Here is a 22,906-nt window from a genome sequence, read left to right as displayed (position 1 = left end):
AGCCCAATGATTGCAACTCAACGCCGCCACGCTAGACTGTATCGTATTGATTTTGATAGCGAGGCACGGTTGTGGATGTCATAGACGGAAAAGCATTACAGGTATCGGACGCCATCATTTCCTGCCAGCTGGACGGAAAGGGCGGTCTGATCCCGATTGCAGAAGATGAAGTGATTCACTGCGAGCGTCCCTGCTGGCTGCATCTGAACTATACCCATCGGCAGAGTGCCGAATGGCTACAATCGACAGCGCAGATCCCCGATGCCGTGCGTGACGCCTTAGCGGGTGACAGCATGCGTCCGCGCGTCAGCCGGCTGGGTGATGGTTTTATGATCGTGCTGCGCAGCGTCAACCACAACAGCGATGCGCGTCCCGACCAGCTGGTGGCGATGCGGGTGTTTATCAACGACAAACTGATTGTCTCAACCCGGCGGCGTAAAGTGTTCGCGGTGGATGAGGTGCTGACCGATCTGCAGAACGGCAATGGCCCCATCGATTGTGGCAGCTGGCTGGTGGATGTCTGCGATGCGCTGACCGATCACACCAGTGAGTTTATCGAAGAGCTGCATGACAAAATCATCGAAATGGAAGATGCGCTGCTCGATCAGCGGATGCCGGCGCGTGGCGAACTGGGCCTGCTGCGTAAACAGCTGATTGTGATGCGGCGTTATATGGCACCCCAGCGTGACGTCTATGCCCGGCTGGCCAGTGAGAAGCTGGGCTGGATGGACGACAGCGAGCGTCGAAGGATGCAGGAAATTGCCGATCGCCTCGGGCGCGGGCTGGATGACCTCGATGCTGGCGTGGCGCGCACGGCCATTCTGGCGGATGAAGTGGCTTCGCAGATGGCGGAGTCGATGAACCGCCGCACCTATACCATGTCGCTGATGGCGATGATCTTTCTGCCTGCCACTTTTCTGACCGGCCTGTTTGGCGTCAATCTCGGCGGCATTCCGGGTGGCGAATGGCATTATGGCTTCACCATTTTCTGTCTGCTGCTGGTGATACTGGCGCTCAGCGTGGCAGGCTACCTGCGTAAACGGCGCTGGCTGTAGCGGGCTGGCAGCAGCATCCGGTGCAAAAGTGGCACTAAGCCGACAAAAGCTGATCGACATCAATAACCCTTAACCGCGACTGACGCAAAATCTCTCTCGCAGGTGAATGCAACGTCAAGCGATGGGCGTTGCGCTCCATATTGTCTTACTTCCTGATTTAGAATTAATGCATAGCACATTTAATTCGAAACACGCCGGCCACTGTGCCGGCTTTTTTTTTGCCGCCTGGCTGTAAGGCGTTTCCTTTCCTATGCTTAAAGTCCATTCGCAAGAAAAGGAGCACGGCATGAACGCGATTCTTAACAGCGAGCCTATCCCCACGGATCCGACCCCGATTCCTGACCCGATTCCTCAGCCGCAACCGCAGCCCGATCCGCCACCGGACCCGGAATTTCCACCCGTCATGGACCCGCCACCGCATCGGAACATATAAAAAAAGGGCGTGCTGTTAACAGCACGCCCTTAATCGTGGCAAAAGGCTTACTTAATCTGCACCACATCCAGACGCGCACTGATCTCCGGCACGTCTTCGTCTTCCGCGCGCCAGCCAGCAGGCTGTAGCGGCAATGTTTCACGATCAAAGGCGAGATCGCCGCCGTCGACGACCGCATCGCCGTGCTTAATGCCTTTGAAATCGAACAGGTTGATATCGGCCATGTGTGAAGGCACCAGATTCTGCATCGCACTGAACATGGTCTCGATGCGGCCAGGATAACGCTTATCCCAGTCACGCAGCATATCGGCCACCACCTGACGCTGCAGGTTCGGCTGAGAGCCACACAGGTTGCACGGGATGATCGGGAACTGGCGCGCTTCAGAGAAGCGGATAATATCTTTTTCGCGGCAGTAGGCCAGCGGGCGAATCACAATGTGCTTGCCGTCATCGCTCATCAGCTTCGGTGGCATGCCTTTCATTTTGCCGCCGTAAAACATGTTCAGGAACAGGGTCTGCAAAATGTCATCGCGATGGTGGCCCAGGGCAATCTTAGTGCAGCCGAGCTCGCTGGCAGTGCGGTAAAGAATACCGCGACGCAAGCGCGAGCAGAGCGAGCAGGTGGTTTTGCCTTCCGGGATCTTATCTTTAACGATCGAGTAGGTATCTTCTTCGATAATCCGGTATTCAACCCCCTGCGATTCAAGATACTCGGGCAGAATGTGCTGCGGGAATCCCGGCTGCTTCTGATCGAGGTTAACCGCGATCAGGCTGAAATTGACCGGCGCGCTTTTTTGCAGGCTGCGCAAAATTTCCAGCATGGTATAGCTGTCTTTACCACCGGACAGGCAAACCATAATGCGGTCGCCTTCTTCAATCATATTAAAATCAGCGATCGCTTCGCCGACATGGCGACGCAGGCGTTTTTGCAGCTTATTAAGGTTGTACTGTTCTTTCTTTTCAACCGTTTGATTATCTTGCATTTTTACCTATCTCTAAAACCAGAGATCGCACCTGGTCAGCCTGCCTGGGCTCGCGTTCAGGTGATCAACTCTCTGCGGTGTCACGAATATGCAGCGTATGGTACGGATTGTTGCCGCGCTTGTCAGCGCTGGCGTGAACTAATCAGCAGATAAACGTGCACCGCCCGCCAGGTAAGAGAGGTTAGCCGTCGCGGTGACACCAGCCGCTCAGCGCAGCTGAAGGATAAGCGCGGCTCTCGGGTCAGGTGCGCGGTTAACCATCGCGATCCGGCACATTATTCCACTGACAATCGATCTCGCTGCTGTGTGCTGAGCAGGAGGGCATCGATGCCTGCCAGGCTGCGCTCACGGCATCTGTTTTTTTTGCGGCACATCCCGCATTAATAAAAACAATTAACAGAACGAACAGGTATTTCATGGCGGTTACCGCGTTAATAAAAGCGAACAGGGTGCGCCAGATTCATTCAATAAGGTCTCAACAAAAAATAATCTGCAGCTGGCTGGATTGATTTAAATCAAAAACAGATATTTTTACTATAAAGAGCATGCTTTCGGTAAAGTCAGTATCTCTATAACTTCCGGCTGGCTGATATATCCGGGCAGCGGTAAGGTTGAATATAACAGCGCTGTTGAAACGCTGTTTATTAGCCTGAATTATAATTATGACCATGACGTTTAAATTGGGTTTCTGGCCGCGTGCTCGATAATGCTGCGATTAAACAGCGTTCAGGTGGCGTCACTGCTGGGCGCAAGGGAAGGGCTGCCCGCTCCCGCAGAGCGGATACATTATTGCAATAGCGTATGTAATATTGTCCGTTACGGGTCACTTAATCATCAGGCGCAGGAAAAATCTGTAAACACGCCACGGCGCACGTTTTGTGAATACAGAATTTTAACGAAAACGTTAAATAACCAGCAACGTAATCTATACTCTGCTTTGCTGTATAAAGAATATGACTCATTCAGGGAAGGCAAAAAAAATCAAAAAATACAAATTCAGCGTTACGCTGATTGTTTTTCTATTATGCTATGTTGCAATTATGTATGTTGGCGTGTTGCTATTGATAAACCATCACGGCTTAATTCATTTTTTACTGCATTAATTTCTATTACCCACAGGCTTTAAAAATCCAGCGATAGGCCTGGTGCAGGAACAGCTTGAGTGAGGCAAAAAATTCGTGAATACCGTCCTCAACCAGACAGTTGCCGGTATCTAACGCATTGTTCACAGAATCCCGATGGTTAACGATCAGCATGATGCCGACCGCTACGGCGATGGCAACCGGGACGATCAGTTTAAGCATCATGCCGTAATTTCTATGCCTGCCATCGGACAGGGCATCGTCAACATTATCCGGATTAAAAGCCATTAGTCTCCAGCCAGAATTATCACGTAGATCAATTAAGGCGAATTATGGCATCAATTTACCCCCGGCTCCATGTTTCAGGTCATTGAAAAAGGGTGACGAGAAGGTGAATTTTGCGTAACCGCAGGCGCTTTACCGCCGGTTCGCGACCCTGATGCGCGGTGATTTTTGCCCATCACTTTTGACATCTCTACTCGCATCAACCCCGGTCAGGCGCAGCTACATCATCTCCAGCGACTGCACCCCTTTGATCTCCATCACCTTATCGTAAAGGTGCGCATCGTTGGATTTGCGTGACAGTGTCACCTGAATGCTGAGTTCGCACAGGCCGCTCTCTTCATCGCGATTGACCACCGTCACGTTACCGTATCGAATCCCTTCGCGTTGCATCACCAGTAACACCAGCGGCACGCTTTTGGGTTTGAGAAACACCAGCAGCGTATGATGCTTGCCGATCAAAAAATGGCTGAGACGGCGAAAGACTTCCAGCACTACCAACGCCAGCACCGTGCCGTAGATGCCGATCTCATACATCCCGCTACCGATCACCAGGCCAATCGCCGCCGTCACCCACAGGCCTGCGGCGGTGGTTAAACCTCTCACCACCTGTTTCTGAACCATGATGGTGCCTGCGCCCAGGAAACCCATACCGCTGACCACCTGAGCCGCCACGCGACTCGGGTCCAGCGCGACATGCTCATTGGTCAGCATGTCGGCAAACCCATATTTCGACACCAGCATAAACATCGCGCTGCCGATGCCGACCAGAATGTGAGTGCGCAGCCCCGCCTCTTTGGCGCGCATCTGGCGCTCCATTCCGATCAGGCCACCAAGGATGCCTGCCAGGGCGATGCGAATTAACATGTCCATTAACATGGCATTACTCCGATTTAAGAATGGCAGAGGAAGTCTGACGATTCGCTGATAGCAGGTAAACAAGATAATTCTGCTTGCAAATGACGCGGGAGAATTTTGTAAAAAGCTGTTTCACCTCTCGACCCCTTGTGCTGCCTGACATATGCTGACCAGGCCTTTAACCACAACTCCCGGAGTCCGATTGATGAAAGCAGCCACCTTATTGCTGGCCGGTGCCGCTCTGTTACTCTCTGCCTGCAGCAGCAACAGTGATGACAACGAGCCACCGCAACAGGCGACAGCCGCCCATATCCAGCCACGGGTGATGATGTCCTCGCTGGCAGAAAGTACCTGTTCCAATGCAGGCGGCACGCTGGCTTTCTCACATCAGCTGGACGGCTCCCGGGTCGGGATGTGCCAGTTGGTGAATGGTCGTCGCTGCGACGAGCAGGCGTTGATCGGCGGACGCTGCGCCCGTTAAGTGACAGGCCGGAGGTTTCCGGCCCGCCTGTTCAGGCTGAGAGTTGATTCGGACAATTTTCGCCACGATCGAGCTGGCTGAGATTACTCAGGGTTGTTTCAGAGATGGCGGTCAGCGCTTCGGCGGTTAAAAACGCCTGATGGCCGGTAAACAGTACGTTGTGGCAGGCAGAGAGACGGCGGAAAACATCGTCCTGAATCACATCATTCGACTTATCTTCAAAGAACAGATCGCGTTCATTCTCATACACATCCATGCCAAGCGACCCAATCTTCTGTTGTTTCAGCGCATCAATTGCCGCCTGGGAATCGATCAGGCTACCGCGGCTGGTGTTGATGATCATCACGCCATCACGCATCTGGCTGAACGCCTCGGCATTAAGCAGGTGATAATTTTCTGACGTCAATGGACAGTGCAGCGTAATCACATGCGATTCGGCAAACAGCCTTTTCAGATCGACATATTCGGCACCCAAAGCCAGTGCTTCATCGCTGGGATAGGGATCAAAGGCCAGCAAGTGCATACCCAATCCCTTCAGGATCCGCATCGTCGCGATACCAATTTTACCGGTACCGATGACGCCAGCGGTTTTACCGTGCATATTAAATCCGGTCAGCCCGTCGAGTGAGAAGTTGGCGTCACGGGTGCGTTGATAGGCGCGATGGATTCGACGATTCAGGGTGAGCATCATACCCACGGTATGTTCCGCCACCGCTTCCGGGGAATAGGCCGGCACCCTGACGACTGGCAGGCCAAACTCCGCCGCGGCGGCCAGATCGACGTTATTAAAACCGGCACAGCGCAGGGCAATGTACTTCACGCCCAGCGACGCCAGCTCTTCCAGTACCGGGCGGCTGCCATCATCGTTGACAAAGATACAGACGGCATCACAGCCGACGGCATTTTTTGCCGTGCTCTCGGTAAGCAAAAAGTCAAAAAAGACCAGTTCGAAACCGAATTGCTGATTAACCTGTTCGAAGTACTTCTGATCGTAATGTTTGGTGCTGTAAACCGCGATCTTCATCGTTGTGCTCCTGCGTACGGGTGTGAAACAAGGATAACGTTTTCTGACTGACTTTGCTCTAACCGCTGATTTGCGCGCGGGCGGGACCTTCACCTTCGGGACGTTACATGCCATCATCATTGTCAGGATACTGTAAGGAAAAGGATTATGGCTGTGATGCCACGGATTTTCCGGCGACGGCTGGCGGCCATTCTGGCGCTGATTCTGCTGCTGCTGGGCTTACTGCTGACGATCACCCAATGGCTGCCACGGTTAGTCGGCATCTGGCTGCCGCCAGATACCCGGATTGCGCTTTCCGGCTCGCCGCGCTGGCGGGACGGCGGCCTGTGGTTTCCGGCTATTCGCTATCTGGCACAGGATTGTCCGCTGGCGGAAGTGAATGACGTGTCACTCGGCTGGCAAAATTCCCGCTGGAAGCTGAATGCCGCACAGCTGACGCTGAACAGCGACTGCCTGCAAAAATTACCTGCCGCTGACGGCCCCTCGGCGGCACCCAAAACCCTGGCCGAGTGGCAGGCGATGCTGCCGGGCGCCGACGTTCACCTGGCGAAACTGGTTGTTACGCCGTGGCAGGCTTACGCCGGCGCCCTGGATCTGACCTTAGAGAAAAATCAGCAGCAACTCCGTTATCAGGGTGAAAATCTGCAACTGGCGGCGACGCTGACCGGACAGCAGCTCGCCATCAATCGCCTGACGCTGAATCATCCCGCATTGCCTGAGCCGGTTACACTCAGCGGCCATCTGGAGCTGCCGACCTTCGCCAGCGGCCTGCCGGTGAGCGGCGAAGTCGCCGGGCAACTGGCGCTGACCGCGCTGCCGCATCCGCTGCAGCTGACCCTTAACTGGCAGCAGCAACAGGGCGTGCTCAGTGTGGCGATGCCGGATAACGTCCGGCCGCTGCTGCAACTGCCGTGGCAGATCGGCGACGATCAGATCCGCATCGAGCAGGGCCAGTACTTCTGGCCGCTGGCCGGTCAGCCGCTCTCCGGATTTATCAATCTGACGCTGGATAACTGGCAGTCGGGCCTTGAAACCAGCCAGATCAGCGGCCGGATTAACCTGTTAACCCAGGGACGCGGCGGTAAAGGCAACGTGGTGCTGGGTCTCGGTCCGGGGCATCTGAGTCTGACCGACAGCCATTTGCCCTTTCAGCTGACCGGCGAAAGCAAGCTGGCCGAGCTGCAGCTGTATGGATCGATCCCGGGTCTGCTCAGCGGCTCACTGCTCGATCCGCAACTGGTGTTACAACCCAAATCACTGCTGCGCCTGCGGGGTCGTCTGCTCTCTACGCTGGAGGTGGATGAGGCGCGCTGGCCGCTGGCTGGCGTCCGGATCTCCGCACAGGGCATTGATGGGCGGTTACAGGCGATCCTGAATGCGCACGACCCCAGCTTTGGTCATTTCCGGCTGCATCTGGATGGCCGCGCCACCGATTTCTGGCCGGATAAAGGCGAATGGAACTGGCGTTACTGGGGCGGAGGTGAAATGCTGCCGCTTCAGGCGCGCTGGGATGTTAAAGGCACCGGCGGCTGGCGGGACACGCTGATTCATCTGGATACGCTCTCCACCGGCTTCAACCACCTCGCTTATGGCAGCGTTCAGGTGGAAAAGCCGCGGCTGAAGCTGACTGCGCCGGTCAACTGGCAGCGCGCGGCGCAGAATCCCTCTTTCAACGGCAGCTTCCGGCTACAGGCGGGCGCCACCCGATTCAGTTATGGCGGCAGGCTGGCGGATTCGACGCTCGACTTCGAAGCGAAAGGTCGCGATCCCGGTAACTTTACCTGGCGAGGATCACTCAACGCTGGCAGGGTGGGTCCGGTGCGGGTCAACGGTCGCTGGGATGGCGAACGGCTGCGTGGTGAAGCCTGGTGGCCGCAGCAATCGCTGACCGTGTTTCAGACCTTACTCAGTCCGGATCTGAAAATGCAGATTCGCGGCGGTGAGCTGCGGGCGCAGGTGGCGTTCTCGGCGGCGCGCGATCAGGGTTTCCAGGCGGGTGGTCACTGGATAGTCAAAGCGGGCAGTCTCTGGACTCCGGACAGTGAAATTAACGGCGTCGATTTCTCGCTGCCGTTCCGCCTGAAAGATCAGCAGTGGCAGTTTGGACAGCATGGCCCGGTATCGCTGCGTATCGCTGAGATAAAAAACCAGTTTGCGATGCAGAATATACGCGCCGATCTGCAGGGCGCCTGGCCGTGGAGCGAACAGGCGCCGCTGACCTTACAGGAGGTGAGTCTCGATCTGCTGGGCGGTCAGATTAGCTTACCGGCATTACGGATGCCGCAGCATCAGCCGGCGCGCGTGTCGCTGCGCAATATCAGCCTGAGTGAGCTGGTGACGGCGATTAAACCGAAACAGTTTGCCATGTCGGGCCGGATCAACGGCGAACTGCCGCTGTGGCTGAACCATCCGCGCTGGCTGATCGAGAAAGGGTGGATCGCCAACAGTGGCCCGCTGACCTTCCGGCTGGATAAAGATATGGCGGATGCGATCACCCGCAATAATGTCGCCACCGGCGCGGCGCTGGACTGGCTGCGCTACATGGAAATCTCCCGCTCCTGGGCCACGCTGAATCTGAATACGGTGGGCGATCTCACCATGGAGGCCCAGGTGCAGGGCGTCAGCCAGTTCAGTAATCGTCGGCAGACCGTGAATCTCAACTATCGTCATCAGGAAAATCTGTTTCAGCTGTGGCGCAGTCTGCGCTTTGGCGATAATTTGCAATCCTGGGTGGAGCAACATGCCGCCCTGCCATCGAACAAGGACACCACACCATGAGCCTCAGGGCATTACTGGTTCTGGCAGCCGGGCTGCCGCTGATCGGCTGCGTGCCGCGCATTGAAGTGACGGCACCGAAAGATCCGATCACCATCAACATGAACGTGAAAATCGAGCATGAGATTCACATCAAAGTGGATAAAGACGTGGAAGCGTTATTGAAAAACCAGAGCGATCTGTTCTGAGGAGAGCGAGTATGAAACGCATCAGCGTAGCCCTGTTACTTGCCCTGATGATCGCCCAGCCTGCCTGGGCGCTGACGCTGGATGAGGCGCGTCAGTCGGGACGGGTCGGCGAAACCCTTTCTGGCTATCTGGCCGCGCGTGCGCAGGACAGCGAAACCCTGGCGCTGACGGAGAAAATCAATGCGGGGCGACAGCAGCAGTATCAGCGGGTAGCAGAGCAGAACCATTTAACCACCGCCGAGGTGGCCGCGATTGCCGGTCAGAAGCTGGTGAGCCGGGCCGCCGCAGGAGAATATGTGCGCGGCATTAATGGTCAGTGGCTGAAAAAAGAGCAATAGCAGGCATAAAAAAGCCGGGCACAGGGCCCGGCAAGTACAACGGCATCAAATGATTAGGCAGTAACGATCTGCTGGATGGCGTCTTTAGCTTCTGCGGTGGCTTTGTTGGCCACTTCCGGACCGTAAGCGATACCTTCAGCGAACACGAACTCAACGTCGGTGATGCCGATGAAGCCCAGGAACAGTTTCACGTAAGGGGTCAGCAGATCGGACGCGGTATCTTTGTGAATGCCGCCGCGGCTGGAGATCACCACCGCACGCTTGCCTTTCACCAGACCTTCCGGGCCTGCTTCGGTGTAGCGGAAGGTCACGCCAGCACGGGCAATCAGGTCGAAATAGTTCTTCAGCTGAGTCGGAATGTTGAAGTTGTACATAGGTGCCGCAATCACGATTTCATCATGGGCCTGCAGTTCTGCAATCAGCTCATCAGACAGCGCCAGCGCCTCCTGCTGACGTGGCGACAGGGGAGCGTCAGACGGACGCAGCGCGCCGACCAGCTCACCATCCAGTACCGGAATCGGGTTAGCCGCCAGATCGCGGACGGTCACTTCTTTGCCCTGAGATTTTGCCTGTTCGACATAGAAGTCAGCCAGTTGGCTGGATTGTGAGTAGCCTGCGAGGATGCTTGATTTCAGAACTAAAACTTTGCTCATGGCGATTTCCTGTCTGTAACGCGGAAGGCTTTCCGCTCAATGGTTTACACTCTACGGTTATCAATGGCGCGGTGAAAGCGCAATATTTCGAGGTCAATGTTCGAATTTATTGAATAAGCGTAACGTGCGCCGCGCGCCGGCGCAGGTCGAAATGTGCTATGATGCGCCTAATTATTTTATTGAATCAGCCGGTTATCCCGGCTTGCAGCGCGCTGCGACAGCAGCGACAGCGTCTGAGTAAGGTACGTCATTATTATGTCATCTCCCGATACCTCCCCACTGGCTTCACTCTGGTCACGGCTTGACGGGTTAATGCTGCGCGATCGCCAGCGCCTGCAGCGCCGCTTACAGGGCGCCAGGAAAGTGAAAAATCCCGCCGCTCAGCAGGGCATCGCCAGCGAGCTGGAACAGGATTTTGCCGCTGCCGAACAGCGGGTGGCCCAGCGCCGCGCGGCTACGCCGGCCATCACCTTCCCGGAAAATCTGCCGGTCAGCCAGAAGCAGCAGGATATTGCTGAAGCGATACGCGATCATCAGGTGGTGATTGTGGCGGGCGAAACCGGCTCCGGTAAAACCACCCAGTTACCGAAAATCTGTCTGGCGCTGGGACGCGGCGTGACCGGGCTGATTGGACATACTCAGCCACGCCGCCTGGCGGCCCGTACCGTGGCCAACCGTATCGCCGACGAACTGGATACCACGCCTGGCGGCTGCGTCGGCTATAAAGTGCGTTTTAACGATCAGGTCAGCGATCTGACCCAGATTAAATTAATGACCGACGGGATTTTGCTGGCGGAAATACAGCAGGACCGTCTGCTGATGCAGTACGACACCATCATTATTGATGAAGCGCATGAGCGCAGCCTGAATATCGACTTCCTGCTGGGTTACCTGCGCGAACTGCTGCCGCGCCGGCCCGATCTCAAGGTGATCATTACCTCGGCCACCATCGATCCGCAGCGCTTTTCACGGCATTTCAATAATGCGCCGGTGATTGAAGTTTCCGGCCGTACCTATCCGGTGGAAGTGCGCTACCGGCCGGTGGTGGAAGAGGCGGATGATGGCGATCGCGATCAGCTGCAGGCGATCTTTGATGCGGTGGATGAACTGGGCCATGAGAGTCGCGGCGATATCCTGATTTTCATGAGCGGTGAGCGCGAGATCCGTGATACCGCAGACGCACTGATTAAACGCGATCTGCCGCATACCGAGATTCTGCCGCTCTACGCCCGCCTGTCGAATGCCGAGCAAAACCGGGTATTTCAGTCGCACAGCGGCCGGCGAATCGTACTGGCTACCAACGTGGCGGAAACCTCGCTGACGGTGCCGGGCATCAAATATGTAATCGATCCGGGAACGGCGCGCATCAGCCGCTACAGCTTCCGCACCAAAGTGCAGCGGCTGCCGATTGAGCCGATTTCACAGGCGTCGGCCAATCAGCGTAAAGGACGCTGTGGACGCGTGTCAGAGGGGATCTGTATCCGCCTCTACTCTGAGGATGATTTTCTCAGTCGCCCGGCGTTTACCGATCCGGAAATTCTTCGCACTAACCTGGCATCGGTGATTCTGCAGATGACCGCGCTGGGCCTGGGTGATATCGCCGCGTTCCCGTTTGTGGAAGCGCCCGATAAGCGCAACATTCAGGATGGCGTACGCCTGCTGGAAGAGCTGGGCGCACTGACCCTGAATGAAGACGATGGCCATTACCGGCTGACCGGTTCAGGCCGCCAGCTGGCGCAGTTGCCGGTCGATCCTCGTCTGGCGCGAATGGTGCTGGAAGCACAGAAATTTGGCTGCGTCCGCGAAGTGATGATCATTACTGCGGGCTTATCGATTCAGGACCCGCGTGAGCGGCCCGCCGAGAAAAAGCAGGCGTCAGATGAAAAACACCGTCGATTCGCCGATAAAGATTCCGACTTCCTGGCCTTCGTCAATTTATGGAATTACCTGGCGGAGCAGCAGAAAGCGCTGTCGGGTAACCTGTTCCGCCGCCAGTGCAAAAGTGACTTCCTTAACTATTTGCGGGTGCGCGAATGGCAGGATATCTACACCCAACTGCGGCAGGTGGTGCGCGAACTGGGCATTCCGGTCAACAGCGAGCCGGCAGGCATGCGCGAGATCCACTGCGCGCTGTTAAGCGGGCTACTGTCGCATATCGGCCAGAAGGATGCGGATAAGCAGGAGTTCACCGGCGCGCGCAATACCCGCTTCGCCATCTTCCCCGGCTCCGGGTTGTTTAAAAAGCCGCCAAAATGGACCATGGTGGCGGAACTGGTCGAGACCAGCCGGCTTTGGGGCCGGACCGCCGGCCGCATCGAGCCGGAATGGATTGAGCCGCTGGCGCAGCATCTGATCAAGCGCAGCTACAGCGAACCGCACTGGGAGAAATCACAGGGCGCGGTGATGGCAACCGAAAAAGTGACGCTGTATGGCCTGCCGATTGTGGCGGCGCGCAAGGTTAACTATGGCGCTATCGATCCGACTCTGAGCCGCGAGCTGTTTATTCGCCATGCGCTGGTGGAAGGTGACTGGCAGACGCGTCACGCCTTCTTCCGCACCAACCAGAAGCTGCGCAGCGAAGTTGAAGATCTGGAGCATAAATCGCGCCGTCGCGACATTCTGGTCGATGACGAAACCCTGTTTGCCTTTTACGATCAGCGTATCGGTAAAGAGGTGGTCTCAGCGAAGCACTTTGATAGCTGGTGGAAGCAGGCCAGCCGTGACAATGCGGAATTGCTGAACTTTGATAAGCAGATGCTGATTAAAGAGGGCGCGGATAAGGTCAGCCAGCTCGACTATCCCAACTTCTGGCATCAGGGCAATCTCAGGCTGAAGCTGAGCTACCAGTTTGAACCGGGTGCCGATGCCGATGGCGTGACGGTGCATATTCCGCTGCCGCTGCTTAATCAGGTGGATGACAGCGGCTTTGAGTGGCAGATCCCGGGCGTGCGACGTGAACTGATTATCGCGCTGATTAAGTCGCTGCCTAAACCGCTGCGTCGCAATCTGGTGCCGGCGCCTAACTATGCCGAAGCGTTTCTCGGCCGGGTTACCGCAATGGAGATGCCGCTGCTGGATGCGCTGTCGCGTGAGTTTCGCCGCATGACCGGCGTCACGCTGGAGCGGGACAACTGGCAGTGGGAACAGGTGCCCGATCATCTGAAAATGACCTTCCGGGTGGTAGATGAACACAACCGCAAACTGCTGGAAGGCAAAGATCTGACCGCCCTCAAGGCGCAGCTGAAAGGCAAAGTGCAGGAAACGTTGTCGAAAGTGGCGGATGACGGGCTGGAACAGAGCGGGCTGCATATCTGGAGCTTCGGTGATTTGCCGCGCAGCTATGAGCAGAAGCGCGGCAGTTATCAGGTGAAAGCCTGGCCGGCGCTGGTCGATGAGAAAGAGAGCGTTGCCATCCGGCTGTTCGACAGCGAACAGGAGCAGCAAAAAATGATGTGGCGCGGTCAGCGCCGTCTGTTGCTGCTGAACGTGCCGTCGCCGGTGAAATATCTGCACGAAAAGCTGCCGAACAAGGCCAAACTCGGTCTCTACTTTAATCCGTATGGCAAAGTGATGGAGCTGATCGACGACTGTATCGCCTGTGGCATCGATAAGCTGATCGCCGACGCGGGCGGACCTGCCTGGGATCAGGCCGGCTTTGAGGCGTTGCGGGATAAAGTGCGCGGTGAACTGAATGAAACCGTGGTGACCATAGCTAAGCAGGTCGAGCAGATCCTGACGGCGGTATTCAACATCAATAAGCGGCTGAAAGGGCGGGTCGACATGACGATGGCGCTGGCGCTATCCGACATCAAGGCGCAGCTCAGTGGTCTGGTCTATCGCGGTTTTGTCACCGGCAATGGCTGGCAGCGCCTCGGCGACAGCCTGCGCTACCTGCACGGCATCGAACGGCGGCTGGAAAAATTGCCCGCCGATCCGCACAGCGATCGGGCGCGGATGTTGAAAGTGCAGGCGGTGGAGCAGGCATACCAGGCGTGGCGCAATAAATTGCCACCGCAGCGCCAGGATGATGAAGAGGTGAAGGCGATCCGCTGGATGATTGAAGAGTTGCGGATCAGCTATTTTGCCCAGCAGCTCGGCACGCCTTATCCGATCTCTGACAAGCGCATTCTGCAGACCATGGAGCAGATTGCGGGCTGATAAAAAACGGGGGCGCGTCAGTGATGACGTGCCCCCGGCTTCTGTTGCCCGTGAAGAGACTGTTACTGCGCTAAGGCTTCCAGTTCATCTCTGAATGAGGTGACGGCAATCGCCCGGTTGTCGGCCAGATAGCGATCTTTGGCGGCCGGTGCCGAGCTCTGTACCGCAATTAACTGCCAGCCATTATCCCCTTTCAGCAGCAGCGGCGAGCCACTGTCGCCGGGCAGCGTATCACACTGATGCGACAGCACGGCGCGCTGCGCCCAGCCGGTAATCAGGCAGTCACTGTGCGAATAGAGCGTATCGAGATGATCGGCCGGATAACCCGCCTGAGTCACTTTGCGGCCGGTCTGCTTCAGCGCCGCGGTTAAATCACTGCGTGAACCGTCAAACAGCGGAATCGGCGTAATAGCGGAGGGCGGATTGCGCAAAATCACGATGCCATAATCAAAGGGGGCAGCATTACTCGGCACGATCCAGCCTTCACCATCCGCTTTCAGCTTCGAAGCCAGCGACGGTTCGACGCGGGCATCGATATCGTGAATTTCATAACGCCAGCCTTTATCACTGGCCATAAAGCGCAACGCAACCGGCTTGTCGAAATTGCCCGGTGGCGCGAGTAAGCAGTGTCCGGCGGTCAGGGCCAGATGCGGTGAAATCAGCGTGGCGGTGCAGAGGTTACCGCTTTCGGTTTCCAGCTGACCAATGGCATCCCAGGGCGCCGCGGTAATATCGGTGATGGCTTGTCGATGATCTTTGCCGAAAAACAGCATTTTGATTTCAGCCGCGGTTGGCGTGTCGTCGTCGTCATCGGCATGAGCAAAGGAGGTAAAGCTGAAAAGTCCAACCATTAACAAGATAGCCAGGCGCATAGAACTCTCAATGGCGAGAAAAAAGTAACGTTATTGTTATCAGGCAACTGCGATAACTATAGTCGTTAGGCGCTAAAAAAGGGAGTTTTATTGGTTAATCAGTACGCTACAACCGTTAAATAAAAAAGCTCGCTGCCACAATGCCACAGAGGATCATAATCAGCAGAATAATTTCGAAGCGATAGCGACGCACCATTTCATCCACTCCAGTAAAGAAACACCCGGCATAACCGGGTGTTTTTAATCATTAACGCGTGGCCGGGCGCGCTACGGCGACCTTAGTTCTTAGCCGCTGGTTTAACGACTTTTTTGTGATGAACTTTTTTAGCTGCCTGCGCTTTCTGGGCAGCAGGCTTGGTGGCTTTTTTGTGGTGCACTTTTTTAGCCGCCTGGGCTTTCTGTGCAGCAGGCTTAGTCACTTTTTTGTGGTGAACTTTCTTAGCGGCCTGCGCTTTCTGGGCAGCAGGCTTGGTGGCTTTTTTGTGGTGCACTTTCTTAGCAGCCTGCGCTTTCTGCGCAGCCGGTTTTACTGCTTTTTTGTGGTGAACTTTTTTAGCCGCCTGCGCTTTCTGTGCTGCGTCTTTTTTCACCGCTTTTTTGTGTTTCTTGTGTTCAGTTTTGTGTGCAGTTTTTGCTGGCGCAGCTGCGGTCGTTGTGGTCGCAGGTGCAGCGGCAGGTGCAGCCGTTGTTTCAGCAGCGAAGGCAACAGAAGACATACCCATAGCAGCGGCGACAACCAGTGCAAATAATTTTTTCATTGCAAATTCCTCGGACTTTTTTTTCATGTGTAGCCCACTGCGGGGCCGGTGAAGAGACTATAGGGAAATCGATGCAGGGTGTCCGTGGGTGTTTGGTATCGGCGTGTAACCGATTGTACAAGGCGGGAAAAGGGCGGTCAGATGACCGCCGCGAAGTTTAGTTATTCAGGTAGCGTTGTTCAAGGTGCTGACGGAAAAAGAGCGGATTGAGGGGCTCGCCGGTGGCGTTAATCAGTAACTGATCGGTTGAGAAGCGGCTACCATGCTGCCAGATGTTCTGTTGCAGCCAGTGGAAGACCGGCTGCAGTTCGCCGTGCTGGATCAGCTCGCTGAGCTGTGGAATCGCTTTTTTGACCGCCTGGAACAGCTGGGCGGCGTACATCGCGCCCAGGGTGTAGGTCGGGAAGTAGCCGAAGGCACCGTCGGTCCAGTGAATATCCTGCATACAGCCATCACGGTAGTTGCCACGAGTATCCAGGCCCAGCGACTGCTGCATCTTCTCATCCCACAGCGCCGGAATATCTTCAACCTCAATCTCGCCTTCAATCAGCGCCTGCTCAATCTCATAACGCAGAATCACATGCGCCGGGTAGCTGAGCTCGTCGGCATCGACCCGAATCAGCCCCGGTTTCACCTGCTGCGCCAGCCGGATGAAGTTGTCCGCCTGCAGCGCGGGCTGATCGCCAAAGGTGGTGATGATTTGCGGCAGTATGCGCTGCAGAAATTCGCGGCTGCGGCCCAGCTGCATCTCCATAAACAGGCTCTGCGATTCGTGAATCGCAGTTGAACGGGCCAGCGCCACCGGCTGACCGCGCCACTGCTGCGGCAGATTTTGCTCATAGCGTGCGTGACCGGTTTCATGGATCACGCCCATCATGGCGCTGAGAAACTCCTGCTCATTGTAACGGGTGGTGATGCGGACATCTTCCGGTACGCCGCCACAGAAGGGATGTGCGCTGACATCCAGCCGCCCGTGGTTAAAGTCGAAACCCAGCGTTTCCATGATGCTCAGGCCAAGCTGGCGCTGCGCGGGCAGGTCAAACGGTCCCTGCGGCAGCGCAACGGGCTGTTGCGCCTGTTTCTCTACCACCTGCTGTAACAGCTGCGGCAGCCAGCGTTTGAGTTTGCCAAAGGTCTCATCCAGTCTGGCGCGGGTCATGCCGGGCTCATACAGATCCAGCAATGCGTCATAGCGCGAACAGCCGTTAGCTTCTGCGCGCAACTGCGCTTCCTCACGGCTCAGGCGAACGACTTCTTTCAGGTTGGCAGCAAAACCCTGCCAGTCATTGGCCGGACGCTGGGTGCGCCAGGCATGTTCACAGACAGAACCAGCCAGCGACTTCGCCTCGACAAAGGCATCCGGTAACAGGCTGGCTTGCTGATAAGCGCGCTTCATTTCATTGAGGTTGGCGCGCTCCACATCATTCAGGGATTGCTGCTCTGCCTGTTGCAGCAGGTCACCGATTTGCGGGGCGGTCAGAATCTGGTGCTGCAACACGCTCATCTCAGCCAGCGCTTCACCGCGCGCCCGGCTGCCGCCCGGTGGCATGGTGGTTTGCATATCGCAGCCGGCGATGGCGGTGACGTGATTAAACCGCGACAGGCGCTGAAACGTCGCGCTAAGTTGTTGATACGCTGAGGCCATGTAAGACTCCTTGTAATAGTTTAACGCAGCGGAATTTCCCGCAAGGGTAGATCAACCGGCCAGCAAAAGCGAACGCTGGCCCCGCCGAGCGGGCTGGACTCAATCGTCACCTGGCCACTCAGCGCCTGCGCAATAGAGTGCACTATCGCTAGTCCGAGTCCGCATCCGCCGGTTGCCCGATCGCGGCTGGGATCGAGCCGGACAAAAGGTTCGAATACCCGCTGGCGTTCTTCAGCCGGAATGCCAGGCCCATCATCTTCCACCTGCAGGCAGCCCATTGGCCCGTCAAACCACAGGCTAATTCGCAGCCGCTGACTGGCATAGCGCAGCGCGTTGTTGACCAGATTATCCAGTACCCGCTCCATCAGCCGGGTATCGGAGACGCCGGTGTTTTCCCGCTGTGGCAGATCAAGATCCATCTGAACCTGCGGATTGATGGCGCGAAAGTCATCGAGCCGCTCGCGCAGCCAGTTCGCCAGATCCAGCGAACGCAGGTTGAGGTCGACGCGAGGCCGGTCGAGCCGGGCATAGGTCAGCAGCTCTTCAATCAGGCTCTCCAGCTGGCCGATATCGCGGTTGAGCGCCACCCGCTCGCCATCCGTCAGGTTATCGCTCATCTCCAGCCGGTAGCGCAGGCGAACCAGCGGCGTTCGTAGCTCATGCGCAATGCCATCAATCAGCTGCTTCTTACTGGCAACCAGCGTATTGATGTTCTCCGCCATCTGGTTAAAGGCGATGCCGAGCCGGAACAGGCTGGAGGTGCTGTCAAAATGGGTCCGCACATCCAGTTCACCGCGGCCAAAGCGCTGAGCAGCTTTTTCCAGCCGCTGCATCTCTTTCCAGTGCGGTCGCATCCAGATAAAGACGGGCAGCGCCAGCGACATGCCGATAAACACCAGCAGCGCAATATCCAGCAGCCGCATCTGGTGCAGGTAGAACAGATAGGGGATCGGTCCGACCGACAGCACGTAGTGGCTGCGCGGGATATGCTGCAAAAAGGTGTATTGATCGTCGAGCGCGACAATTTCACCGGCGCGCAACCGACGCATATTGCCGTCGTCGAGCTGATATTTGCTCATAGGCTCAATGTGCAGATCGAACGAGAGCCCGAGATCGAGACTCTTGATGGTTTTATTCCAGTCGCGCGGCGGAATCTCCCGCAGTTCACTGCGAATCAGATAGAGTGAACTGGCCATCAGGTCGTTCATCGACTGGCGGCCCGCCCGCTCCGCGGTGAATTTGTAGACCAGACCGACCAGCAGCGTCATCACCAGAAAGCAGACAAACAGCAGCAGGTAGAACTGTATAAAAAGCTTTCTCATAGCACGCGAGTGTCCCAGGCCTGTGGCGCAAACAGATAGCCTTTGTTACGAATCGTTTTGATACGGAACGGCTCGGTGGCGCTGTCGTGCAGTTTTTTGCGCAGGCGCGAAATGGCAACGTCAATGCTGCGGTCAAGACCGTCATAGCTGACGCCACGCAGCGTTTTGAGCAGCGCATCGCGATTCAGGATCTGTCCGGCGTGGCTGGCGAGGACCCATAACAGGTCGAAATCAGCGGTGGAAAGGGCGATCTGCTCGTCAAACAGGGTCACCTGACGATTCAGGGCATCGATAGTCAGCGAGCCGAAGCGCAGCATCCGATTGGCGGCCGGGGCAGGCGGCGTATCTTCCGGCTGTCCCTGCAGTGACTGGCGCAGATGCAGACGCAGGCGCGCCAGCAGCACTGCGGGCGGAGTGGTTTTCAGGATGTAATCCTGCGCGCCCATCTCCAGTGCCAGAATATGATTCATGTCGCTATCGAGCGAGGTCAGCAACACAATCGGTCCCTGCCAGTTGGCTCGCAGGTCGCGGCAAATGGTCATGCCATCTTTGCCTGGCAGCATGATATCCAGCATCACCAGGTCCGGCTGTTGTTCCGCGATCACCGCTTCGGCACGATCGCCACGCGTCTCGACAATGACGTCAATATCATGACGTCCCAGGTAAGCGGCAATCAGCTCGCCCACTTCGGGTTCATCTTCTACATAAACGATTTTGTTCATAGTTCACTGCGCGGAATAAGGATGAACGAAAGCATATCTTTTCCTGGTCCTGAGCTCTACGCTATCGCACGAAATATCCTTATCTCACTGGTATATAACCGGCAAAATGTGCCATCATAACCGCGGCCTTTCTGCGCCAGGTTCGGAACCGTAATGATTAATATGAGGAGCGTGAGTGTGTCTGATAAAGAGCTGGCATCAGCCATATACAGTGACCGCATCTGCTTCAATTACAGTGATTTTCTTTCCGCTTCCTGCAAAAAACGCTGGAGCTTCGTCGATGCGATCTATGGTGTGATGCCGATTTTCGGCATGGTAACCCGTAAATCTGCGCACAGCTTACAGGCGAGTGATGACCAGCTTAAAGAATTAGCATTACAAATCATTTCCACTCAGGTCAGCGACGAAATTAACATTGCCCGTTTAATTACGCTGGCTGAACAGCAACAGATTAGCCGCTTTGATATTCAGCTGCCTTATCCGCTTTCTGCAGAGCAGCTGGATGCCATTCATCAGGAATACCGCAAGCCGCTGAATCTGACACAGCAGGATGACCTGCTGTGCGTCGCCATTCCGTTACAGTCACATTAAGTCGTCAGCTGCCACACCGCAGGCAGCGTTGCCGCCATCAACAGCCCCATCGCAATCCGTTCCAGTGAGGTCAGCGCAATATCCGCGCGGCCGCCGCGTCGTGCAAACAGAAACAGCAATAAGCCTGGCGCATAGAGAATGACTGAGGCCATCAGATGAAGCGGGCCGGATGCGTAAAGCAGCCAGATGCCGTAGAGGCTGGCACCAATGCCCACCGCCATTGCCAGCGGCTTATGCTGGCCACGAACCACTTTGATCAGGTAGAGACCCACCAGCAGATAGGGTACCAGGATCATCTCTGAGGCGATGGTCAGCAGGTTGTTGTAATTGGCACCGGTCACCGCGATCAGGATCAGACAGAGCTGAATGCTGCCGTTGGTCAGCCAGAGTGAGGCGGCTGGCGCATTGTGTCTGTTCTGCCGGGCAATGCTGCGCGGGAAGGCACCTTGCTGCGCAGCAATTAACGGCACTTCGGCCGCCATAATGGTCCAGCTCAGATAAGCGCCACAGACCGAAATGATCAAACCGATGGCAATCACCGCATCGCCCCAGTTCCCCATCAGGCGGGTCATTAATCCGGCCATCGACGGATTGCGCATCTCCGCCAGCTCAGCACGCGGCACCACGCCCAGTGACAATAACGTCACCAGCAGGTAGACCAGCAGCGCTGCCAGTACCGCCAGCAGCGTTGCCCGACCAACATCCTTTTTCTGCCGGGCTCGCGCTGACACCACCACCGCGCCTTCGACCCCGATAAACACCCACAGGGTGATCAGCATAGTCTGCTTAATCTGCTCCCACAGCGGCTGTCCCAGCGTGACGCCGGAGAAATCGAAGCGGAACCGATCGTAGTTAAACGCCAGCACCGCCAGCACAATAAACAGCAGCAGCGGCACCAGTTTGCCCAGCGTCGCCATCAGGTTAATGCTGGCGGCTGTTTGCACGCCGCGCAGCACCAGCCAGTGCACCAGCCACAGCAGGACGGATGCGCCGAGCATCGCCTGCCAGGTATTGCCGTCACCAAAAATGACATGGCCTGGGCTGTCCGTGAAGAAGCTGAGCGCGGAAAAGACGATCACCAGATAGGATACGTTAGCGATGACCGCGCACAGCCAGTAACCCCAGGCGGAACAGAAGCCCATCAGCTCGCCAAAGCCGGCGCGCGCGTAGGTAAAGATGCCACCATCCAGATCGGGTTTGAGACGGGTCAGCAGCAGCATCGCCAGCGACAGAAAAATAATGCCGACGCCGGTAATCAGCCAGCCAATCAGCAGTGCGGCCGGGCCAGCCACCGCGGCCATATTTTGCGGCAGACTGAACACGCCTGCGCCGAGCATTGAACTCAGCACCAGCGCAGTCAGGGCACCGAGACCTAATTTTTTCTCCAAAACAACCTTCCCGCTAGCATATATGGCTGGGTAAACCAGTATTCATCTCAGGTATATCGTCGCCGTCAGGCAAATAACAATGAGAATATCCGGTCAAACAGGCGGCAGATTTTACGAAGTGCGGCAGGGGATGGCAATGCGTGAATATGCAAAACAGCACAGGAATTATGCAAACAGCAGGGCGGCGGGCGCCGCCCTGGCAGGATTACTTAAAGATGTCCGCGGTCACGGTCAGGTTACCGCCACTCTGGTTCTGCCACTGACGGGTGACGTGGTAGTACTTGGCGCCTTTATCTGCGGCGCGCTTCGCCACTTCTTCCGAGATCTCGGTTGGTGTGCCAAAGTGTCCGGTAAAGGTAACGGTGTCAAACGGCTGCATCTGGGCGGCAGTGATGGCGTTAACTTCCTGCACTGATTTGCCGTTTGGCAGATTGACGGTATAGCGTTTGCCGGTTGAGGATTGAGTTTCAAAGAAACGACCCACGCCTTTGCTTGGGGTTTCTGACGAGGCAACGCCCGGGATTTCAACGTTAGCTGCCGCGGCACCGCCGGCGGCCAATGCGGCTTTACCCGCTTCTGAATCGGCCGGAATGGCGTTTGGCGTCTGCACCTTACGCTCTTTGGCATCGGCCTTGTAGACGTAGGCGGTGACGTACTGGTTGCCGCCGTTGTTGGCGTCAATCTGGCGAACAATAAAGAAGGAGGCCGCGCCTTTCTCTTTGGCGGCTTTGGAGACCGCATCATTGACGTCAGGCTGGCTGGCGAAGAAACCGCTCACCGACACCGTATCAAAAGGTTCGAGTTTATAGGCTTCGGCTTTCGGCAACTCGTTGATGCCGTTGAAACGACGGTAGCTGGTTGACACCGTCGCGTCAGGTGCATCGGCTTTATACAGGTCGGCGGTGACGCGCCAGTTGCCGCTGTTGCCGTTTGTGTCGTTAATGCCCTGAATATAGTAAGAGGCCGCGCCCATTTCATCAGCACGCTTAGAGACCGCATCGGCAGCATCGCCAATCGCGTTGAACCGGCCGGTGATATTAATACGTTCGAATGGCTTCAACGCGGCCGCTTTTTCTGGCGTTAACTCCTGCGCGGCAAATGCGTTAGCTGCCAGCAGCGATAACAGGGTGGACGCCAGAATAGTGTTCTTCAGCTTCATAAAAATAATCCTTCGCCTTACGCAAAAATGAGTACGAAAACGTGCTGGACTCTTGATGTATAACAGATTAGCCGCTGATTATTGCATGTTATAAACAGACTGTCGCAGCGATTTTTTGTGTCAGATCGCGTTATTCAAC

Annotated in this window: 20 protein-coding genes; 7 read left to right on the top strand and 13 right to left on the bottom strand. The window is 56.2% G+C overall.

Going from position 1 to position 22,906, the window contains the following annotated elements; genetic code table 11:
• Positions 1 to 71: 71 nt before the first annotated feature.
• Positions 72 to 1,055: a zinc transporter ZntB gene (gene zntB / locus WFK59_RS05935; RefSeq protein WP_233984206.1), complete on the top strand. Its 984-nt coding sequence runs from the start codon at positions 72 to 74 to the stop codon at positions 1,053 to 1,055.
• A gap of 480 nt (positions 1,056 to 1,535) precedes the next feature.
• On the opposite strand, the gene ttcA is transcribed toward zntB, so the two are convergent.
• The 4 genes from ttcA to WFK59_RS05915 all read right to left on the bottom strand — a co-directional run bounded on the left by ttcA (position 1,536) and on the right by WFK59_RS05915 (position 4,714).
• Entirely contained in the window at positions 1,536 to 2,471 is a 936-nt protein-coding gene (gene ttcA / locus WFK59_RS05930; RefSeq protein WP_336755288.1) for a tRNA 2-thiocytidine(32) synthetase TtcA, read from the bottom strand.
• Between the two features lie 253 nt (positions 2,472 to 2,724).
• Positions 2,725 to 2,889, bottom strand: a complete 165-nt coding sequence (locus WFK59_RS05925) for a hypothetical protein (RefSeq protein WP_233984208.1) — start codon at positions 2,887 to 2,889, stop codon at positions 2,725 to 2,727.
• A gap of 691 nt (positions 2,890 to 3,580) precedes the next feature.
• A complete protein-coding gene (locus WFK59_RS05920) occupies positions 3,581 to 3,841 on the bottom strand; it encodes a hypothetical protein (protein WP_336755287.1) in 261 nt (86 codons plus the stop codon).
• Between the two features lie 216 nt (positions 3,842 to 4,057).
• On the bottom strand, positions 4,058 to 4,714 hold the full coding sequence (locus WFK59_RS05915) for an MgtC/SapB family protein (RefSeq protein WP_336755286.1): 657 nt from the start codon (positions 4,712 to 4,714) through the stop codon (positions 4,058 to 4,060).
• Between the two features lie 184 nt (positions 4,715 to 4,898).
• On the opposite strand from WFK59_RS05915, the gene WFK59_RS05910 reads away from it, so the two are divergent.
• Entirely contained in the window at positions 4,899 to 5,174 is a 276-nt protein-coding gene (locus tag WFK59_RS05910) for a putative hemolysin (RefSeq protein ID WP_233984211.1), read from the top strand.
• Between the two features lie 31 nt (positions 5,175 to 5,205).
• Here WFK59_RS05910 and WFK59_RS05905 read toward each other — a convergent pair whose 3' ends face one another.
• Complete coding sequence (locus tag WFK59_RS05905; protein WP_336755284.1) at positions 5,206 to 6,198, bottom strand: 2-hydroxyacid dehydrogenase; 993 nt, start codon at positions 6,196 to 6,198, stop codon at positions 5,206 to 5,208.
• Positions 6,199 to 6,345: 147 nt separating this feature from the next.
• Between WFK59_RS05905 and WFK59_RS05900 the strand changes: the two genes are divergently transcribed.
• Genes WFK59_RS05900 through WFK59_RS05890 form a run of 3 tightly spaced genes read left to right on the top strand, consistent with a single transcriptional unit; the run spans position 6,346 to position 9,499 of the window.
• Positions 6,346 to 8,976, top strand: coding sequence for a YdbH family protein (locus WFK59_RS05900; RefSeq protein ID WP_336755283.1), 2,631 nt, complete (start codon positions 6,346 to 6,348; stop codon positions 8,974 to 8,976).
• Complete coding sequence (locus WFK59_RS05895; RefSeq protein ID WP_031376780.1) at positions 8,973 to 9,161, top strand: YnbE family lipoprotein; 189 nt, start codon at positions 8,973 to 8,975, stop codon at positions 9,159 to 9,161. The genes WFK59_RS05900 and WFK59_RS05895 overlap by 4 nt, the downstream gene beginning before the upstream one ends.
• An 11-nt stretch (positions 9,162 to 9,172) precedes the next feature.
• The gene (locus tag WFK59_RS05890; RefSeq protein WP_233984213.1) at positions 9,173 to 9,499 is read left to right on the top strand and encodes a YdbL family protein; all 327 of its coding nucleotides are present in this window, start codon (positions 9,173 to 9,175) and stop codon (positions 9,497 to 9,499) included.
• A gap of 53 nt (positions 9,500 to 9,552) precedes the next feature.
• Here WFK59_RS05890 and azoR read toward each other — a convergent pair whose 3' ends face one another.
• Positions 9,553 to 10,152: an FMN-dependent NADH-azoreductase gene (gene azoR, locus WFK59_RS05885; RefSeq protein WP_336755282.1), complete on the bottom strand. Its 600-nt coding sequence runs from the start codon at positions 10,150 to 10,152 to the stop codon at positions 9,553 to 9,555.
• A 255-nt stretch (positions 10,153 to 10,407) separates the two neighbouring features.
• On the opposite strand from azoR, the gene hrpA reads away from it, so the two are divergent.
• Positions 10,408 to 14,310, top strand: coding sequence for an ATP-dependent RNA helicase HrpA (gene hrpA, locus WFK59_RS05880; protein ID WP_336755281.1), 3,903 nt, complete (start codon positions 10,408 to 10,410; stop codon positions 14,308 to 14,310).
• A 62-nt stretch (positions 14,311 to 14,372) separates the two neighbouring features.
• Here the strand turns inward: hrpA and WFK59_RS05875 are convergent, their stop codons facing one another.
• From WFK59_RS05875 to rstA, 5 genes are all read right to left on the bottom strand, one after another.
• The gene (locus tag WFK59_RS05875; RefSeq protein WP_233984216.1) at positions 14,373 to 15,182 is read right to left on the bottom strand and encodes a trypsin-like serine peptidase; all 810 of its coding nucleotides are present in this window, start codon (positions 15,180 to 15,182) and stop codon (positions 14,373 to 14,375) included.
• A gap of 278 nt (positions 15,183 to 15,460) precedes the next feature.
• A complete protein-coding gene (gene asr, locus WFK59_RS05870; RefSeq protein WP_336755280.1) occupies positions 15,461 to 15,940 on the bottom strand; it encodes an acid resistance repetitive basic protein Asr in 480 nt (159 codons plus the stop codon).
• A gap of 157 nt (positions 15,941 to 16,097) precedes the next feature.
• Positions 16,098 to 17,585 carry a carboxypeptidase M32 gene (locus WFK59_RS05865; protein WP_336755279.1) on the bottom strand — a complete coding sequence of 496 codons (1,488 nt, stop codon included), beginning with the start codon at positions 17,583 to 17,585 and terminating at the stop codon, positions 16,098 to 16,100.
• 20 nt (positions 17,586 to 17,605) lie between these two features.
• Positions 17,606 to 18,907 (bottom strand): two-component system sensor histidine kinase RstB, encoded by a 1,302-nt coding sequence (gene rstB, locus WFK59_RS05860; protein ID WP_233984219.1) that lies wholly within the window; start codon positions 18,905 to 18,907, stop codon positions 17,606 to 17,608.
• A complete protein-coding gene (gene rstA, locus WFK59_RS05855; protein ID WP_233984220.1) occupies positions 18,904 to 19,629 on the bottom strand; it encodes a two-component system response regulator RstA in 726 nt (241 codons plus the stop codon). The genes rstB and rstA overlap by 4 nt, the downstream gene beginning before the upstream one ends.
• Before the next feature lie 177 nt (positions 19,630 to 19,806).
• On the opposite strand from rstA, the gene WFK59_RS05850 reads away from it, so the two are divergent.
• Positions 19,807 to 20,220, top strand: coding sequence for a hypothetical protein (locus WFK59_RS05850; RefSeq protein ID WP_233984221.1), 414 nt, complete (start codon positions 19,807 to 19,809; stop codon positions 20,218 to 20,220).
• Here the strand turns inward: WFK59_RS05850 and WFK59_RS05845 are convergent.
• Positions 20,217 to 21,608, bottom strand: coding sequence for a basic amino acid/polyamine antiporter (locus WFK59_RS05845; protein WP_336755278.1), 1,392 nt, complete (start codon positions 21,606 to 21,608; stop codon positions 20,217 to 20,219). The genes WFK59_RS05850 and WFK59_RS05845 overlap by 4 nt on opposite strands.
• A gap of 205 nt (positions 21,609 to 21,813) precedes the next feature.
• A complete protein-coding gene (ydgH, locus tag WFK59_RS05840; RefSeq protein ID WP_233984223.1) occupies positions 21,814 to 22,767 on the bottom strand; it encodes a DUF1471 family protein YdgH in 954 nt (317 codons plus the stop codon).
• Positions 22,768 to 22,906 lie beyond the last annotated feature (139 nt).

Origin of the sequence: Pantoea sp. USHLN298 (assembly GCF_037149395.1) — a bacterium.
GTDB classification, from domain to species: domain Bacteria; phylum Pseudomonadota; class Gammaproteobacteria; order Enterobacterales; family Enterobacteriaceae; genus Pantoea; species Pantoea astica.
The sequence above is the reverse complement of the archived record's forward strand: the minus strand, read 5'-3'. Positions and strand labels throughout refer to the sequence as shown.